This window comes from Salmonella sp. 32070601201500089SM, from assembly GCF_017573605.1.
Classification (GTDB): Bacteria; Pseudomonadota; Gammaproteobacteria; order Enterobacterales; family Enterobacteriaceae; genus Salmonella; species Salmonella enterica.
In genome coordinates this window covers 89,618-105,760 of sequence record NZ_JAGETK010000010.1, presented here as the reverse complement: position 1 = coordinate 105,760, position 16,143 = coordinate 89,618, and the positions used below count along the sequence as shown (strand labels likewise).

At 54.5% G+C, this 16,143-nt stretch carries 13 protein-coding genes; 4 read left to right on the top strand and 9 right to left on the bottom strand.

Features of this window, described 5'->3' with window-relative positions:
• Positions 1 to 54: 54 nt before the first annotated feature.
• Together J4728_RS16560 and xanP are read right to left on the bottom strand one after the other, a co-directional pair.
• A complete protein-coding gene (locus J4728_RS16560; protein ID WP_023209653.1) occupies positions 55 to 1,764 on the bottom strand; it encodes an AsmA family protein in 1,710 nt (569 codons plus the stop codon).
• 120 nt (positions 1,765 to 1,884) lie between these two features.
• A complete protein-coding gene (gene xanP / locus J4728_RS16555) occupies positions 1,885 to 3,276 on the bottom strand; it encodes a xanthine/proton symporter XanP (protein WP_000115428.1) in 1,392 nt (463 codons plus the stop codon).
• Between the two features lie 227 nt (positions 3,277 to 3,503).
• Between xanP and gltS the strand changes: the two genes are divergently transcribed.
• Both gltS and J4728_RS16545 read left to right on the top strand, forming a co-directional pair.
• A complete protein-coding gene (gltS, locus tag J4728_RS16550; protein ID WP_000462251.1) occupies positions 3,504 to 4,709 on the top strand; it encodes a sodium/glutamate symporter in 1,206 nt (401 codons plus the stop codon).
• Between the two features lie 2 nt (positions 4,710 to 4,711).
• On the top strand, positions 4,712 to 5,563 hold the full coding sequence (locus tag J4728_RS16545; protein WP_000745466.1) for a hypothetical protein: 852 nt from the start codon (positions 4,712 to 4,714) through the stop codon (positions 5,561 to 5,563).
• A 2-nt stretch (positions 5,564 to 5,565) separates the two neighbouring features.
• Here the strand turns inward: J4728_RS16545 and recG are convergent, their stop codons facing one another.
• Genes recG through gmk form a run of 5 tightly spaced genes read right to left on the bottom strand, consistent with a single transcriptional unit; the run spans position 5,566 to position 11,430 of the window.
• Positions 5,566 to 7,647, bottom strand: coding sequence for an ATP-dependent DNA helicase RecG (recG, locus tag J4728_RS16540; protein ID WP_208212092.1), 2,082 nt, complete (start codon positions 7,645 to 7,647; stop codon positions 5,566 to 5,568).
• Between the two features lie 5 nt (positions 7,648 to 7,652).
• The gene (trmH, locus tag J4728_RS16535; protein WP_001068436.1) at positions 7,653 to 8,342 is read right to left on the bottom strand and encodes a tRNA (guanosine(18)-2'-O)-methyltransferase TrmH; all 690 of its coding nucleotides are present in this window, start codon (positions 8,340 to 8,342) and stop codon (positions 7,653 to 7,655) included.
• 4 nt (positions 8,343 to 8,346) lie between these two features.
• Positions 8,347 to 10,458, bottom strand: coding sequence for a bifunctional GTP diphosphokinase/guanosine-3',5'-bis pyrophosphate 3'-pyrophosphohydrolase (gene spoT / locus J4728_RS16530; RefSeq protein ID WP_000280481.1), 2,112 nt, complete (start codon positions 10,456 to 10,458; stop codon positions 8,347 to 8,349).
• A gap of 18 nt (positions 10,459 to 10,476) precedes the next feature.
• Positions 10,477 to 10,752, bottom strand: a complete 276-nt coding sequence (gene rpoZ, locus J4728_RS16525) for a DNA-directed RNA polymerase subunit omega (RefSeq protein WP_000135058.1) — start codon at positions 10,750 to 10,752, stop codon at positions 10,477 to 10,479.
• Positions 10,753 to 10,806: 54 nt separating this feature from the next.
• Positions 10,807 to 11,430: a guanylate kinase gene (gmk, locus tag J4728_RS16520; protein ID WP_000046966.1), complete on the bottom strand. Its 624-nt coding sequence runs from the start codon at positions 11,428 to 11,430 to the stop codon at positions 10,807 to 10,809.
• Positions 11,431 to 11,686: 256 nt separating this feature from the next.
• On the opposite strand from gmk, the gene ligB reads away from it, so the two are divergent.
• On the top strand, positions 11,687 to 13,372 hold the full coding sequence (gene ligB, locus J4728_RS16515; RefSeq protein WP_208212090.1) for an NAD-dependent DNA ligase LigB: 1,686 nt from the start codon (positions 11,687 to 11,689) through the stop codon (positions 13,370 to 13,372).
• Here the strand turns inward: ligB and J4728_RS16510 are convergent.
• Entirely contained in the window at positions 13,369 to 13,986 is a 618-nt protein-coding gene (locus J4728_RS16510) for a trimeric intracellular cation channel family protein (RefSeq protein ID WP_000924334.1), read from the bottom strand. The two genes, ligB and J4728_RS16510, sit on opposite strands and share 4 nt — an antisense overlap.
• A gap of 250 nt (positions 13,987 to 14,236) precedes the next feature.
• Entirely contained in the window at positions 14,237 to 15,118 is an 882-nt protein-coding gene (locus J4728_RS16505) for an HARLDQ motif MBL-fold protein (RefSeq protein ID WP_085376194.1), read from the bottom strand.
• A gap of 73 nt (positions 15,119 to 15,191) precedes the next feature.
• Here J4728_RS16505 and J4728_RS16500 point away from each other — a divergent pair, with 73 nt between their 5' ends.
• Positions 15,192 to 16,094, top strand: coding sequence for a LysR family transcriptional regulator (locus J4728_RS16500; protein ID WP_001050862.1), 903 nt, complete (start codon positions 15,192 to 15,194; stop codon positions 16,092 to 16,094).
• Positions 16,095 to 16,143: the final 49 nt, after the last annotated feature.

Below are 16,143 nucleotides of genomic sequence, written 5' to 3'. Positions count from 1 at the left end.
ATGAGCAAGAACCGTAAGCCCGGTAAGCGCCATCGCCACCGGGCAAGCCCTCAATTACAGCGTTGGCTCCGTTGACGTAACTTCACCGCCGGACACCACGCCCGCTTGCATCGTCTGTGTTATCTGCTGCTTTTGTGCGTTGACCGCGTGTAATTGCCCGTTTACCGTCGGTTTCAACGGCGCATCGGCCTGAATATTGCCGCTGGCCGTGAGCTGAATATTGCCATCGCCAGCAATCGGTAATGCCGGCCAGCCCCACTGCTGTAGCACATCCATTGGTACGCCGCGTCCGTTCAGGCTGATTTGCGTCTGACGCTGCGGCAGTTGCGATACGCTGGCAGTGGCTTCCAGTATCCCTTTTCCAGTAAACGCGCTCAGATCGCTGATGTTGACCGTGCTGGCATTAGCCGTCAACGACAGCGACGGGCGGCGCACGTCCACACGGTTAAAGGTTGCCGCTGCGGCGTTGAGGGTCGCATTGCCGCTCCAGACGCCCCATTGATGATGTTGTACCAGCTCCAGGTTTGCGCCGTAGCCGTCCAGAGCGGTGATTTGCCACGGGAAGGCCGGGTCGATATCGATCACCAGATTGCGGCTGGCGCTGAATTTTTTCAGCGTCAGGCTGTTCAACCAGTCGGGCAACGGCTTCATCCATAACTGCTTCCAGTTTTCCGGCAGCGTATACTCCAGCCCGGCGATAGCGGTATCGTCCAGAATCAGCGCTTTGCTCTCGCGTAACCAGGCGCCGGAGGTTCTGACCATACCGCCTTCCCAGCGGGTGGTGAACTGGCGTAGCGCAACGCCCTGTGGTGAAAATTCGGCGTTCAGGATTGGATCGAGCAAGTGCAGTGAGCCGTAAATAAACTCACTGGCGTTCATCGATAATTTACCTTCCTGACTTTGCCAGTCTTCTTTGCGCAGAGTCAGATTGCGCAAACTCAGGTCAAGATCGGTGACTGCCCAGCCTGGTCCTTGCAGGCTGGAGTCCGTCACTTCAAGACGACCAATCTGCAAAGATGGAACCGTAGTCAGTGGCGCGAAAAACTCGCTCAGGGATTTATCGCTTTGTAACCGAATATCATTCAGCCGCAGATTTTCAACGACCCAACTACCATCAGCGTTACGTCGGGCGACGCCGGTTAACGCTCCGCGCGCCATATCGGCGCCGACGGTGTTTAACATCACCTGATTATGGTCGATACTGCCTTCAATAAGCACATTAGTGGCGGGAACGTCGTTTAACGTCAGCGAACCGGCGCTCAGTTGGATCTGGGCTTTATTGCCTAATACCCGACCGGCTTCGGGGCGCCAGGGCATAATGCCGCCGTTAACGCGCTGGGCGCTCAACCGCCATTCGCTGCCGGGACTATTGAGCGCCATATTGCGAAGTTGCAGGCGGTCGGCCTCAAACGGGAAAGGGGCGGTTTGCACTGAAATATTCAGCGTGCCGTCCTGTAACAGGATCGTGTCGACATGCAGCGGCGCGGTTAACTGGCGAATGCTCAGACCGATATCTACGGTTTTCGCGACCAGGGTAGCAGGCTGACCATCACGACCAAAGGTCACATTCTCCAGTAAAAGATGGGATGGGGCGGAAAAACGATGATCCATCACGTCGAATGTGAGGTGATAACCGCTGTTCTCTGATACCCAGTTGCTGATGTGATCTGCGCCCCAGCGCGTTTGCAGCAGAAAATAAAAGCCGAAAATCACCACTAAACAGGCGATCAGCACATAGAGAAGCAACCTCCCAATCAATTTCATGGTCTTCCATCCCGTGAAATGCACATAGGGGATTTATGCACGATTTGCGTGCAATCCTCAAGACAGGAATGGTGAAAGAGCGTTACAGCAGCGGCGAATCGTGTCGCCGCCGCAGGGTTTTTACGGTTTTTCCGGCGGGAGAATCAGGTTCAGCACGATAGCCGTGATGCCGCCAGCGGCAATTCCGGATGAGAGCAGATTTTTCACCCATTCCGGCGCGAACTGCAGGATCTGCGGCTGTTGCGAGACGCCAAGACCCACGGCCAGCGACAGGGCGATAATCAGAATCGCGCGGCGGTTCAGCGGCTCACGCGAGACAATACGCACCCCGGAGGCGGCAATGGTGCCGAACATCACCAACGTGGCGCCGCCGAGCACCGGTTCCGGGATATGCTGCACAAAACCGCTTACCGCCGGGAACAGGCCGAGTACAATCAGCATCAGCGCGACGACAAATCCCACATAGCGACTGGCGACGCCGGTCAACTGAATGACGCCGTTGTTCTGACCGAAACAGGAATTCGGGAACGTATTAAATACCGCTGAAACAAATGAGTTCAGGCCGTTAGCCAGTACGCCGCCCTTTAGCCGTTTCATGTACAAGGGGCCGGATACCGGCTGCTCGGAGACATCAGAGGTGGCGGTGATGTCGCCGATGGTCTCCAGCGACGTAATCATAAAGACCAGCATCAACGGCAGTAACAGGTTCCAGTCAATGCCCAGACCATAATACAGCGGGGTCGGCACCATCAGGATGTCCTGTGAGACCGGCGCGTTATTCTCAGGCAACATGCCCATAAACCAGGCCAAAAGATAGCCTGCCGCCATGGCAATAACCAAAGAAGCCACGCGCAGGTAGGGATTACGCTGCCGATTCAGCAGGATAATAATGGCCAGGACGACGCCGGCCAGCAGCAGGTTTTTCGGTGCGCCAAAGGTGTTGTCGCTCATGGCGGCATAGCCGCCGCCGATGGAGGTTAGCCCCACCTGAATCAGCGACAGGCCAATAATCATCACCACTACGCCGGAGACTAACGGCGTGATAATCCGGCGCGCCAGATGTAGAATGCGAGAAAGCACCATCTCGGTGCAGCTTGCCAGCATCAGCGTGCCGAACAGCGCCGCCATCATCGTCGGGACGTCCGCGCCGCCGGTTTTCAGCGCGGTACCGCCCATAATCAGCGGGGCGACAAAGTTAAAACTGGTTCCCTGGATGGATAACAGCCCCGATCCTACCGGCCCCCACGCTTTGATTTGAATAATAGAGGCTACGCCGGAGGCGAACAGCGACATGCTGATAATGTGCTGCGTATCCTGCGCCGGTAAACCCAACGCCTGGCAGATTAACAGCGCTGGCGTGATTACCGCGACAAACATGGCCAGCAGATGCTGACAAGCGGCAAAAAGGGTTTGAGGGAGCGGCGGGCGATCTTCAAGACGGTAAATTAATTCGCTGTTTTGCGTCTGCGCAACCGGTTGCGCATCTGCCGGCTCGATGGCGTTAACGGACATCAGGGACATTCTCGTGGTGGAAAAGCGGTGATTTTATCTGACCAGATGGTAAAAGCAAACGATTGCGAGCGAATATTCTTAATATTTAAAAAAGATAAATGCACCTTTTTATATAACTTTTTGCCTTTTTCTGCTTAAAATCCATGCCGAAGACTCGCAAAGAGCTAAAAAACTGACTCAGGAAATGATTTGTGCGCACGTGTCACAGCGCACTACAGGAGCTTTAAATGTTTGAACTCGATACCTTATCGACCCTTGTCGCCGCCACGCTGGTGCTGCTACTGGGTCGCAAGCTGGTCCAGTCTGTCTCCTTACTGAAGAAATATACGATTCCGGAGCCGGTGGCAGGGGGGTTACTGGTCGCGGTTGCTCTGCTTGTGCTGAAAAAAAGCGTCGGTTGGGAAGTCAACTTTGATATGACCCTGCGCGATCCGTTGATGCTGGCGTTTTTCGCGACGATCGGCCTTAACGCTAACCTTGCCAGCCTGCGCAAGGGGGGACGCGTTGTTGGCGTCTTCCTGGTCGTCGTGGTCGGATTACTGCTGATGCAGAATGCCATCGGTATCGGCATGGCGAGTCTGTTGGGGCTGGACCCGTTAATGGGGCTGATTGCCGGGTCAATTACGCTGTCCGGCGGACACGGTACCGGCGCGGCGTGGAGTAAACTGTTTGTCGAACGTTATGGTTTTGCCAATGCCACCGAAGTTGCGATGGCATGTGCAACCTTTGGCCTGGTGCTGGGCGGGTTGATTGGCGGCCCGGTAGCGCGTTATCTGGTGAAACACTCCACCACGCCGGATGGAATGCCTGACGATCAGGCCGTGCCGACAGCCTTTGAAAAGCCGGATGTGGGCCGTATGATCACCTCTCTGGTGCTAATCGAAACCATCGCCCTGATTGCTATCTGTCTGACCGTGGGCAAAATCGTAGCGCAGCTACTGGCGGGAACGGTGCTTGAACTGCCGGTCTTCGTTTGTGTGCTATTTGTTGGGGTGATCCTCAGCAATGGCCTGGCGCTGGTGGGTTTTTATCGCGTATTTGAGCGTGCTGTTTCGGTACTGGGGAACGTGAGTTTGTCACTGTTCCTGGCAATGGCGCTGATGAGCCTGAAGCTGTGGGAACTGGCGTCGCTGGCGCTGCCGATGCTGGCGATTCTGGTGGTACAGACCATCTTCATGGCGCTGTACGCGATCTTCGTCACCTGGCGCATGATGGGGAAAAACTACGATGCGGCGGTGCTGGCGGCGGGTCACTGCGGTTTTGGCCTGGGCGCAACGCCGACCGCCATTGCTAATATGCAGGCGATTACCGATCGTTTTGGCCCCTCGCATATGGCGTTCCTGGTGGTGCCGATGGTCGGCGCGTTCTTTATCGATATCGTCAATGCGTTGGTGATCAAGCTGTACCTGATGCTGCCAATGTTTGCCGGATAAAGATGAAAAAACGTTGCCGTCAACCTGAAACCCTGCGTGAACGCTGCCGTCATATTTTTGGCGATGAGCCGCCGGTTCTTAACGTATGGGAAGCGGAGTTTGACTATGCCGATGCTGAGTTGCAGGCGCTGGCGGCGACGGACTGGCGGCAGATTACCGATTGGCATCTGAGCGTTTATTATGTGCTGAATCTGGTTTACCACGAGCCGATGCAGCCGGAATTGTTTCGTTATCTGTTTCCGCTGTGCCTTGCCTGTTGGCGCGAAACGCTGTTAACCCATGGCTATGGCGATCACTTCGAGGAGTCTTTCCTGCGCGCGTTACGGCGGCCTTATCTCTGGCGGGAAATGATGGATGCCGCTCAGCGCCAGCAGGTACGGCATTTTTTGCTGGAGACCATGCTGGCGCGAATCAATCACGAGCGCGGTTTCAATTCTCCGCTGACCTGGCTGGATACCTTCAATGTTCTCGGTGGCATTGCGCCGTTTATCCGTTCGCTCTGGAATCAGTGGTGGTTACTGGATACGCCGGGTAAAGCGGTATGCGCGTTGCAGTACGCCGCGCATTTAATTTATCCGGTAGAGGTTAACCCGCTTTGGCCAGAAGGCTCGTGGCAGTGGCAACCGCCATTAGGTGCGACGGAAGAACCGTGGTTGGAAAATAATCTGGCGTTTTTAACCCGGCAGTTAACGCCGGAGATGATCCTCGACGGGGTGCAGAAGGCGGCGGCAATGCTGCGGGACGAGCCGGAGAGTGCGATGGCAACGCGTATCTCGCGCGATGCCCTGGCAGCCCAGGACGTTATCGCTATCCAGATTGAGGATCTTCTGTCGGCTCTGTCGCGCGGCGAATAGGATTAGGCGTTGGAATAACGTTCGGTTTCCGGCATCCAGCGCTCAATCAGCGCTTGTGCCTGCTGCGGATAACGTTCGTGAATATGACGGGCAATACGCTGAACTTCGGGGATTATGGCCTGATCGCGCAGTAAATCCGCAACTTTAAATTCGGCGTTCCCTGTCTGGCGCGTGCCCAGTAATTCCCCCGGGCCGCGAATCTCTAAATCTTTTTGTGCAATCACAAAGCCGTCGTTGCTGTCGCGCAATACCTGTAAACGCTTCTGCGCCGTTTTCGACAACGGCGATTTATAGAGCAGCACGCAGTGCGACGCGACCGCGCCACGGCCAACGCGTCCTCTGAGCTGGTGTAACTGCGCCAGGCCCAGTCGCTCCGGATTTTCAATAATCATCAGGCTGGCGTTAGGAACATCGACCCCCACCTCAATCACCGTAGTGGCGACCAGCAGTTGCAGTTCGCCCTGCTTAAAGGCCTGCATCACCGCCTGTTTTTCGGCGGGCTTCATGCGGCCGTGTACCAGGCCGATATTCAACTCCGGTAACGCCAGCTTGAGCTCCTCCCAGGTGGCTTCCGCCGCCTGCGCTTCCAGCAGGTCAGATTCTTCAATCAGCGTACAGACCCAGTAGGCCTGACGGCCTTCGGTTGTGCAGGCGTTGCGCACACGATCAATGATTTCATGGCGACGGGTATCCGGAATCGCAACGGTAGTGACAGGGGTACGGCCCGGCGGTAGCTCGTCAATCACCGAGGTATCGAGATCGGCGTAGGCAGTCATCGCCAGGGTGCGCGGAATGGGCGTTGCGGTCATAATCAACTGATGCGGATGAAAGCCCTGCTGCTGGCCTTTTTCCCACAATGCCAGCCGCTGGTGGACGCCAAAGCGGTGCTGCTCATCGATAATGACCAGCGCCAGCCCGTTAAACTGCACCTGTTCCTGGAAGATAGCGTGAGTGCCGACAATCATCTGCACCTGACCGCTGGCAATAGCCTCTTGCTGCGCCTGACGCGCTTTACCTTTTTGTTTACCGGCCAGCCAACCCACTTCAACGCCCAACGGTTCGAACCAGTTGCGGAAATTATTTGCGTGCTGTTCAGCCAGCAGTTCGGTCGGCGCCATCAACGCCACCTGCTTACCGTGGGCAATAGCGCGCAAGGCGGCAAGCGCCGCAACCAATGTTTTACCGGAACCCACGTCGCCCTGAACCAGACGCATCATCGGCACATCGAGCGCCATATCACGTTCGATCTCTGCTACCACCCGCGCCTGCGCGCTGGTGGGTTTAAACGGCAACGACGCCAGCAGCTTGTCTTTCAATATGTTGTTGGTACTTAGCGGCTGAGCGTGGTAGCGCTGCGCGCCTGCGCGAAGCGCCAGCATACTGAGATTATGCGCCAGTAGCTCTTCAAGAATAAGCCGCCGCTGCGCCGGGTGTTTGCCGGTTTCTAAATCGGCGAGCTGGAGCGTCGGCGGCGGGCGATGCAAGGTACGTAGCGCCTCCGGCAGGCTCATCATACCCTGCGCCAGTTCCGGCGGCAGTAGTTCGGCAATGGCGCAGGTGTCGAGCAACTCCAGCGCCTGATCGGTAAGCTTGCGCAGTGTCGCTTGCTTCACGCCCTCGGTGGTCGGATAGACGGGGGTGAGCGTTTCCTGAAGTTCCGGCGTGCTGAGATCGCCCTGCAGGCGATATTCCGGATGGATCATCTCTGCGCCATACTTGCCGCGCTTCGCTTCCCCGTAGGCCAGCACACGTCGTCCCGTCGCCAGGCTGTTTTTCATCGCTGCGTTAAAATTGAAAAAGCGCATGGTAAGAATGCCGGAACCGTCGCTAATCTGGCAGGTCATCATCCGACGACCGCCGAAAGTGATATTGCAGTTCAGCACTTCGCCTTCAACGGTGGCGTAGATGCCAGGCAGCAGTTCGCCAATGGGGTAGAGATGGGTGCGGTCTTCGTAACGCAGAGGGAGGTGGAGCAGGAGGTCCTGCACGGTGTGCAGGCCAATTTTCGCCAGTTTACTGCTTTGCGCTGCGCCGACGCCTGTCAGGGAATTGAGCGAAACAGCGTCTAACAAGCGGCCTGACATGGTGATTACCCTGCCGCCTGCATCGTCGCCCACCAGTCAGCATCGGCGTCGATTTCGCCCTGCTGATTGACGCGAGGATAAGGCAGACCTTTACGTTTAGCGACTTTCGCCAGCACCGGATAACCACCCTCAAACAGCAGGCGCTGCTGTTCATCTTCCGGCAACATGCTATTTTCACGCAGATACATGCCCGCGTTCTGTCGCTGGCGCTGGGCTTCATAAAGAATGAGCGCGGAGGCGACGGAAACGTTCAGCGACTGTACCATGCCGATCATCGGAATGATGATATCCCGATCCGCCAGGTCTAATGCTTCCTGAGTAATACCGGTTTTCTCCTGACCCATCAGAATACAGGTCGGGCGCGTGTAATCAATCTCGCGAAAGTCTACGGCTTTATCAGAAAGATGGGTTGCCAGAATCTGCATTCCCCGTCCTTTCAAATGGGCTACCGCATCGCCAATGGTACGGTGAGTTTTCACCTGTACCCAACTGTTGCTGCCCGCCGCCGCGGAAGCCATGGTGCGCATCCGGCTACCTGGCCAGATAGCATGGACTTCATGGACGCCAACGGCATCTGCGGTACGAATGATTGCAGAAACGTTATGAGGTTTGTGGACTTGCTCCATGCAGACCGTGAGATCAGGCTGACGCCTGGCGAGCATTTCGCATATACGCGCATAACGTTTTGGATTCATAGCGCTAGTTTCGGTTACGGGTGACTTTAATAACGTCTGGCATCACGCGGATTTTGCGCATGATATTCGCCAGATGTACGCGATCGCGTGCGGTAAGGCGAATAAAGGTACTATAGACGCGACCATCTTTCTCTTCAGTATTCAGGCTTTGAATATTGGAGGTGGTGGTATTAATCGCCGCCGTCAGGTTAGCCAGCGCGCCCTGATGGTTAAACATTTCCACCTTGATTTCGGTAATGAATTCCTGCTCCGTCTCTTTGTCCCATTCGACCGCCATAAATTTCTCTGGCTCTTTCTGGTATCCACGGATATTACGGCAGGATTCGTGGTGGATCACCAGTCCTTTACCTGGGCTGACGTGAGCGATGATCGGGTCGCCTGGGATCGGACGACAACACTTCGCAAAGGTGATAAGCACGCCATCCGCGCCTTTAATCGGCAGGTGGCCGTGATTCGATTGCGCAACGGTCGGCACCACGGCTTCGCCTTGCTGCAGATTTTTCGCGACCACTACGCTCATCGCGTTGCCGAGACCGATTTCCGCCAGCAGATCGTCAAGCGTTGCCAGCTTCATACGATCCAGTTCGCGCTGAATATTTTCCTGCGGAATTTCCGCCAGCTTACGGCTACCGCCTAAAGCATGGTTAAGCAGACGACGGCCCAGGCTTACGGAGTCATCACGTTTGAGGTTTTTCAGCAACTGACGAATTTTAGCGCGCGCTTTAGAGCTGACGACAAAGTTCAGCCAGGCGGCGTTAGGACGTGCGCCCGGCGCGGTAATAATTTCGACGGTCTGACCGCTGCTAAGCGGCTGCGACAGCGGATAAGGCTGCCGGTCGACACGCGCGCCGACGCAGGCGTGGCCGATGTCGGTATGCACTGCATAGGCAAAATCCACCGGCGTAGCGCCAGCGGGCAGTTCGACAATGCGTCCTTCCGGGGTGAAAACGTAAATCTCATCCGGGAAGAGATCGGATTTTACGCTTTCGATAAATTCAAACGAACTACCGGCGCTCTGTTGTAGCTCCAGCAGGCTCTGCATCCAGCGCTGGGCGCGGATCTGCGCCGTGGTGCTGGTCTCACCGTGTTCTTTATACGCCCAGTGCGCTGCGACCCCCATTTCCGCCATCTGATCCATATCTTCGGTACGGATCTGGACTTCAACAGGAACGCCGTGCGGGCCGATCATCGAGGTGTGCAAAGACTGATAGCCGTTCGCTTTGGGAATGGCTATATAGTCTTTCACGCGTCCCGGACGCGGCTTATAGAGACTGTGCATCTGGCCGAGTACGCGATAGCAGGTATCGGAGTCATGAACGATCACGCGGAAAGCGTAAATGTCCATGATCGAGTGAAAACGCTGCTCTTTGAGCACCATTTTGCAGTAGATCGAGTAAAGATGTTTTTCGCGACCGCTAACGCGACACGGAATTCCCGCCTCTTGCAAACGTCCTTCGATTTCAGAGAGGATTTTTTGGATCATCTCTTTACGGTTGCCGCGCGCCGCTTTTACCACTTCTTTAATGACGCGGTAACGATTGGGATACAGCGCTTCAAAACCCAGCTCTTCCAGCTCGGTTTTAATGTGATGAATACCTAAACGGTGCGCCAGCGGGCTGTAGATTTCGAGGGTTTCACGGGCAATACGACGACGTTTATCCGGGCGTAACGAGCCCAGCGTGCGCATGTTATGGGTACGGTCAGCAAGCTTAATGAGGATGACGCGGATATCCTGCACCATCGCCATAATCATTTTGCGAAAGTTTTCGGCCTGCGCCTCTTTCTTATCGCGGAACTTGAGCTTATCAAGTTTCGACACCCCCTCTACCAGCTCGGCAACGCTTTTACCGAAAAGCTGTTCCATGTCCTGATAGGTGGCGGGGGTATCTTCAATCACGTCATGCAGCAGAGCGGCCATCAGCGTTTCGTAGTCGAGTTTCATCTCGGCCAGAATACAGGCCACCGCTACCGGGTGCGTGATATAGGGTTCACCGCTTGAACGTGTCTGGCCCTCGTGAGCGTCACGTGCAACGAGATACGCCTGCCGAAGACGCTTAATCTGGTCTTCCGGCAGGTAGGTTTGAATCAGTTGATTCAGGCTTTCAAACAGATACAAGGGCGACCCGCTTTGTGATTAACGACGACCTTCAGCAATAGCGGTAACGGCTTGTAATTCAGCGGCTTCCTGCTCTTGCTGTTCCTGGCGCTCGCGGACGTCGAGGATCTGGTTGTTAATCAGACCTTCTTCGATTTCGCGCAGCGCGATAACGGTAGTTTTATCGTTTTCTTCCGGTACCAGCGGATCCTTTCCGCCTACCTGCATCTGACGAGCGCGACGCGCGGCGACCAGTACCAGGTCAAAACGGTTACCAATTTTCTCTACAGCGTCCTGAACAGTTACGCGTGCCATACTTAAAATGCTCCACAGGTGAAGAAATGACTGGGCATGATACTGAAAGTGGGTTCAGTCTGCCAACAATTTGCTGATTAAAGCGTCATGACGCTGCTTTTGGCGGCTCATACGCAGACGTTCAGCGCGAATGATGGTTTTCAAGTCGCTTAACGCGGTATCAAAGTCGTCATTCACAATAAGATAATCATATTCGGCGTAATGGCTCATTTCTGCAACCGCTTGAGCCATTCGTTTGGCAATGACTTCTTCGCTATCTTGCCCGCGGCCGCGTAAACGGCGATCCAATTCGATCTTTGATGGCGGCAAAATAAAAATGCTGCGTGCTTGCGGCATCTTTTCGCGAATTTGCTGGGCGCCCTGCCAGTCGATATCCAGAAAAACATCAACGCCGGTTGCCAGCACTTGCTCAATGGTTTCGCGCGAAGTGCCGTAGTAATTGCCAAACACTTCCGCGTGCTCCAGAAACGCCTCCCTGCCAATCATGGTTTTAAACTCATCATGATTTACAAAGAAATAGTGCTCACCGTGCACTTCACCCGGACGCGGCGCGCGCGTGGTATGTGAAACGGAAACCTGAGTGTCGTACAACGGTTGGGTTTTTAATAAAGCCTGAATCAGGCTGGATTTACCCGCGCCACTGGGGGCAGAAACAATATAAAGCGTACCTTGAGCCATGAGTATCTTACGTCTGTGATTATCGAAATAGAGCCTTGATACGGGCTTATTATACACATCGCCGTTATGCGACGTAGTCTTTGTCACACTTTTTGCGCCAGATTATTGCATTTTGCGTCCCTTTTTCCGCTTTTATCGCGTCGTTGCAGCAACCCACCAAAAAATCTGGAAAGCGGCTCGGATGATGCATTTTTACCTGTCGGTTTTTATTCACTAAAGCGCTATACCTGCCGGGCAATGTGCGCAGGAGGTCGTGATGAGATTATGGAAAAGTATGGCGTGGGGAATTTTATTGTGGCATTCGCAGAGTGGGGCGCTTTGCCCGGCCTGGCTGCCAGCAAGGGCCGCTGAAGAAATCACCCGTTTACAGCAACAGCTCGCTGACTGGAATGACATCTACTGGAAACAAGGTGTTAGCGCGGTTGACGATAGTGTGTACGACCAGCTCAGCGCAAGGCTGGTTCAGTGGCAACGCTGTGTTGGTCAGGATGTTTCATCTACTCCGGTTTCACCGCCGTTAAACGGTACAACAATGCACCCTGTTGCGCACACGGGCGTACGTAAACTCGCGGACCGACAGGCGGTAGAACAGTGGATGCGCGGGCGCAGCGAGCTTTGGGTACAGCCAAAAGTGGATGGCGTAGCGGTAACACTGGTTTATCAAAACGGTAAACTGACCAGGGCCATTAGCCGGGGTAACGGACTACAAGGCGAGGACTGGACGCCAAAAATTCGCCTGATCCCCTCTATACCGCAGACAACACAAGGCGCGCTAGCTAACGCGGTGTTGCAGGGCGAAATCTTTCTACAGCGCGAGGGACATATCCAGCAACGGATGGGCGGGATGAATGCGCGCTCGAAAGCCGCAGGAATGTTAATGCGCCAGGATAACGCCTCCGAGCTAAATTCGTTGGGTATTTTTATTTGGGCGTGGCCGGACGGTCCGGCAAATATGCCCGAAAGATTAAGCCAACTTGCTAAGGCTGGATTCAGTCTGACGAAGAAATATTCTCTGGCGGTAAAAGATACCAGCGAGGTCGAGCGGGCGCGCCAGTCATGGCTGACGTCAGCATTACCCTTTGTGACGGATGGCGTAGTGATACGCATGGCTAAAGAACCCGCGTCACAATACTGGCGACCCGGGCAGGGCGACTGGCTGGCAGCATGGAAATATCCGCCAGTAGCGCAGGTCGCGCAAGTGAGCGCTATTCAGTTCTCGGTGGGGAAAAGCGGCAAAATTACCGTAGTAGCGTCGCTTGTCCCCGTTATATTGGATGATAAGCGGGTTCAGCGGGTCAATATCGGTTCTGTGAAGCGTTGGGAAGCGTGGGATATCGCGCCGGGCGATCAGATCCTGGTGAGTCTGGCGGGGCAAGGCATTCCCCGGCTTGATGAGGTCGTCTGGCGGAGTCGTGAGCGGAGTAAGCCTGTACCGCCTGATAGCCATTTCAACTCGCTGACCTGCTTTTACGCGTCGGAAACGTGTCAGGAACAGTTTATCTCCAGGCTGGTATGGCTGGGGTCACGGTCGGCGTTGGGTCTGGACGGAATGGGCGAAGCCAGCTGGCGGGCCTTGCATCAGACGCATCGCTTTGAGCATATCTTCTCCTGGCTTGCCCTGACGTCAGCGCAAATAGCCAACACGCCAGGCTTTGCTAAAGGAAAAAGCGAGCAGATATGGCGGCAATTTAACCTGGCGCGCCGGCAGCCGTTTACCCGCTGGATCATGGCGATGGATATCCCCTTAACGCAGGCCGCATTACAGGCCAGCGGCGATCGCTCATGGGAGCAGTTATTAATGCGAACAGAGCAACACTGGCGGCAGTTGCCAGCGACGGGCGAGCGCCGTGCCGGGAGAGTTATCGACTGGCGGGATAATCCGCAGATCAAAACGCTGAGCAGATGGCTGGCTGCTCAGCATATTCCCGGATTTGGGTCTTAGTGCCCTTCATGGCGGTAATAAAATACCGGCAGGCCAAGTTTAAGACGTAGCGCTAATAACCTTGCTGTAAAGCCAAACAGTAGCGTAGAGATAACGACGACATCCGGATTCATGACGTAATGTTGCAGCGCAATATAGAGCACCGCCGAGGCGAACGAAATGCCGGCATATAGCTCTTTTTGAAACACCAGTGGAATGCGTTTGCAGAACATATCGCGGAGCACGCCGCCAAAGACGCCGGTAGTGACGGCGGCTACCACGGCGATAATTGGCCCTTCGCCCATATCAAGGGCTATCTGAGCGCCAATAATAGAGAAAACCACCAACCCCAGCGCGTCAAGTACCAGGAAAAGCTTGCGTAAATAGGGCATGACGGGGGCAACAATGGTGGTCAATACAGCGGCAGTCGCCACAATAATGACATATTCGGGATGCTTCACCCAACCCAGCGGATAGTGACCGAGCAGAATGTCGCGAACCGAGCCTCCACCAATGGCGGTGGCGGTAGCAATAATAATTACGCCGAATGTATCCATGCGACGACGACCCGCAGCGAGTGCGCCCGTCATGGCCTCGGCAGTGATGCCAATTAAATAAAGAACGTGCAACAGCATGATTTCCCCCTAATTTACTGGGGGCGAAGATTAACGATTTGTGCGCTGTATCACGATTGAGATTTTCTAAGGCATTACGCGATTAATAAATTTTAGTAATGATTTTAAATTTATGATTAATAATTATTTATTATAAATATCAATAAATTGAGCATCATTTTTGTGGTTTATTGTATGCGAGGTTTTTCTGTTTTGACTTAGATAATTTAAAAGAACGGCGCCCCGGACGCGCCGCCGGTGAGTCATTTCATTATGGCTGCTGTGCGGTAAGTTGTGTGATGAAGCGCTGACGCGAGCGTTCTACATACTGTTGCAAGCCATTGGAATCAAAGAATGCCTGTGTATCGCCGTTGCGAAGTTGCTGTCGTTTCTCCAGTAGCCCGAAGCGGTCACCTTTATTGGCAATAAAGATATCAACATGCTGGGCGGCCAGTGTCTTAAAGCTACCCTGAATATCAGTAACCAGGTCAGGGTAATTTTTGTTGTTAATCAGCAGATAGTCGGGCGTGGCGAGACTGTCAGCGTAAATTAGCGTCTTGCCGTTGCGGAGCGTTACGCGCCAGGAGGTTGAGCCGGGTAGATGTCCAGGCGTGAATAGCGCTGTCACGGTTATCCCTCCGAGGATGATGCTTTCCTGGTGGTGGATAATTTTATCGGTGGTGACGGGCGGGAAGGGGAGCGCATCGCCAAGCGCAAAATCCTGTCGTCCACCCCTCGCCATCTGATCGGCGTTGGGTTGGCTGGCGACCAATTGTGCGCCGCTCCACGCTTTCAAACGTGCCATGCCCCCCGCTTGATCCAGCCGCGCATGGCTATTCAACAGATAGCGCACGTCTGTGAGGCGGAATCCTGCCGCTTCAATATTCGCTTTAATTTGCGGTGCGCTTTCATCCAACCCCGCATCAATAAGAATATGCCCTGCCGGAGTGGTCAGCAGAATAGAAGAGAGATTTTCCGTGCCGACATACCACACGCCTTCTGTGATTTGAAACGGCTTTATAGGCTTAGCCCACGCTTTAAACAGTGATAACGGAGGCGCGGGTGATAACGGTTGTGAAGGATCTAATGCCGCCATGGCAGGAAGTGCTGATGTTGAAAATATACATACAAAGAATAATGCATAGCGATTCATAATGTTCTCCTGATTGAAGCGCCCGCAGTATACCTGGCAGTAATTTAGCCAGGTTCAATAAGAGAGACGTTTAATGAACTTGCTGCAAATGGATATGAACCTGTTAAAAGTACTGTATGTGCTGCTGGAGACGAGCTCTACGGGGAAAACGGCGCAAAAGCTGGCTTTGTCGCCTTCTGCGGTAAGTCATGCGCTAATGAGATTGCGCGATGCGCTAAACGATCCGTTGTTTCGACGGGAAGGGAACCGCCAGATTGCTACTCCTTATGCGCAGGCGCTGCGTGACAAATTGGCGCCTGTGTTTGTTTCGCTTAATGAGGAGCTATTTGGCGATAAAGAGAACGGCTCCCGTTGTTTTCGGGTGGTACTTCCTCCCGCATTGAACGCGCTGCTTACGCCCGTTCTCGCAGAGAAAGGTCATCTTCATCAGGCGGTGATCGAGTGCCTTCCTTTTGCCCGCCGACCCTGGCGTGATGAACTGTTGGATAGCTCGGTTGATTTGGTGCTGGCAATTGGCGACCATCAAAAGCAGGTCAGCGCTCTGCATTACGAGCGGGTGGGGACGACGCGTTTGATCGCGGTTTATGGCGCGCCATTGCGTTCACGTCTGGAGAATGCCGCAGCGTTGAATTTTGCTGATCTGCAGCATTATCAACACATTTACTGTTTGCCGTGGACAAAAGAGAACAACGAACTGGACAGGCAGCAGGCTCGTGCCGGGTTTGAACGTCCGCTGGCGTTTGTTTGTCATGATTACAGTCAACTTGCGCCTGCTGTCCAGTCGGCGCCGCTAATGGCGATTGTACCGCGCCCCTGGTATGAAAATTTATCCGATAAGCGCGGTCTTTTTGTCCTGCCGCTTACCGGGGAGCAGGCGGAAGGCGCTATTTTTATGCAGTATCGGGCTTCGACGGTAGAGTGGAAGCGGCGCCTTATCGACGCTATTCGCCGGAAATTAAAAACGTACTACCGATAAACGCGAGAGCCCGCATAAGGCGGGCTCTGTGACATATTGAGCGCCAGAA